The 2,030-nt window shown below is 46.2% G+C and carries 2 protein-coding genes; both read left to right on the top strand.

Features of this window, described 5'->3' with window-relative positions:
- The first annotated feature begins 328 nt into the window (after positions 1–328).
- Positions 329–1,555, top strand: a complete 1,227-nt coding sequence (locus tag B9Z45_RS16525) for an SIR2 family protein (protein WP_108408285.1) — start codon at positions 329–331, stop codon at positions 1,553–1,555.
- Entirely contained in the window at positions 1,548–1,928 is a 381-nt protein-coding gene (locus B9Z45_RS16520; protein ID WP_199221936.1) for a hypothetical protein, read from the top strand. Before B9Z45_RS16525 ends, B9Z45_RS16520 begins: the two co-directional genes overlap by 8 nt.
- The last annotated feature ends 102 nt before the right edge of the window (positions 1,929–2,030 follow it).

Here is a 2,030-nt window from a genome sequence, read left to right as displayed (position 1 = left end):
CGCATCGTGAAAAGGCTCTCGGTGAAGGTGTCAGCGCCGCGCATCATGTGTCCGTGTAGTTGCTCAACAATTAACGTTTCTCAGGGGCTCGGCGTGGACCTAAACATGGGAGTATTTCAGCAGCCTGTTAATCAAGTTGCGAGGAGCAAGTCGGTTTTGAACCGGGTGATGGGGTTGAAGGACTCTTGGGGGGAGCAATTACCGGGGGGTAAAAAATAGCGCTTTTTCTGTATTTATTGCTTCACAATAAATTTCGGTGAACTTGAGAATAAAAAATTCTGCTTGACGGCTTCCTGTCGAGCAATGAATCACAAACAGGGTAGGAAAAGTGGACACCAATCACAATGCCATCCGGCATCTCAAATACCTTCGTCAATCGCTATCGCAGAACAATGAATCTATTGGTTTTTTTCTTTCTGCCGGATGTCCGCTTGCGGTACAAATGCCAGCCGGCGCATGGCCGCTAATTCCGGATGTAGCTAATCTCTCGCTCTATGTTAATGAACAACTTGCGGCTGATCCAAAGTACACCATCATGTTGGGAGAGCTTGTTAAAGCCGGTAAGAACAAAAACAACATTGAAGACACTCTTAGCTTCGTTCGAAGCCTATATCTGGTTTCTGCAGGCGGGGATGTTCGCGGTCTGAGTCAGAACGACCTAACGGCATTGGAACGGAAGATCTGCTCAACCATCGTATCCAAATTGAACATGCAACTTCCAAACAAGGAGACACCGTATCACAAGCTTGGTAAATGGATGAAGTCCATCGACCGAAAAGTTGCAGTCGAGATATTCACGACAAACTACGACCTATTGACAGAGCAATCTCTTGAAGATCTAGGCGTACCTTACTTCGATGGTTTTGTTGGTTCCCGGAAATCCTTCTTTGATTTACGTGCTGTGGAAGACAGTCAAATTCCAAATCATTGGTCAAGGCTTTGGAAAATTCATGGATCGATAAATTGGGTTCAAGAAAGTGAAAACGGCCGAGCACAAGTTCACCGTGGTTCAGAAGTGAAAGAAGACGCTTCGCACATTATTTATCCATCTCATTTGAAGTATGAAGAAAGTCGCAAGATGCCGTATCTTGCTCTCATGGATCAATTGAGCAGATTCATACGCAAGAAGTCATCCTTCCTAATCTTGTCGGGCTACTCCTTCAATGACGAACATGTCAACGACACGATCGTCAATGCATTGAGCGCAAACCCCACCGCGATGGTGCTTGGCTTGATGTTTGGCAATTATGAAAAAGATCACACGGATGGCGGCAAAATTGAGACATATCCCAATGCATATCGTTTGGCAAAAAGCCAGCACAATCTAAACATCTGGACTTTTGATAAAGCAATCATCGGAACAAATCTTGGCGCTTGGTCGATGTCCCCTCATGATGAGGATGCCGATGCTGACATATTGCAATTTGTGATATCGGAAAAAGATCCAATTGAAGAGGGGAAACTACGAAAGTCAATAAAGCTTGGGGACTTCTCTGCTCTTACTACCTTTTTGCAGAAAATTATTGGTTCCACGCGGGAATTATCCAATGGCTAACCAAGAAACCTATCTTGGAGATGTCCAAGACGTTAACGGGACGACGGTCAGCATCACGCTTTCGAAAGACTCACTTACTGGCTTTGTTTACATTGACGGCCAAGGCTATCGGGTTGGGCAAATTGGAAGCTTCGTACGTATTCCAGTAGGCTTCAGCGACCTCTTTGGAATTGTTAGCGGAGTAGGCGCAAGCGCGGCCCCAACAGAAAAATCTGAGAGCAGCACCCATGGGAATCGGTGGATGAAAATTCAGTTGATTGGGGAAGGTCCTCGGAACGGGGTTTTCAAAAGAGGCTTATTGAAGTGGACCCCGAATTTGGGACAGGTGTTTAAGTGGGACACTATCCAAAAAAAACGGGTTACCAATGACTGAATCAAAAAAACGCAGAGTTCATCCGCCGGAGTTCAAGGCCAAGGTGGGGCTGGAGGCGCTCGGCGGGATGAAGACCATCAATCAAATCGCCCAGGAGTATGG

Origin of the sequence: Limnohabitans sp. 2KL-17 (assembly GCF_003063415.1) — a bacterium.
Taxonomy (GTDB): Bacteria; Pseudomonadota; Gammaproteobacteria; order Burkholderiales; family Burkholderiaceae_C; genus Limnohabitans_A.
The sequence above is the reverse complement of the archived record's forward strand: the minus strand, read 5'-3'. Positions and strand labels throughout refer to the sequence as shown.

Excerpts from the sequence above, each read along its gene's own strand:
- B9Z45_RS16520 (WP_199221936.1), top strand. The coding sequence starts at position 1,548 with ATGGCTAACCAAGAAACCTATCTTGGAGATGTCCAAGACGTTAACGGG.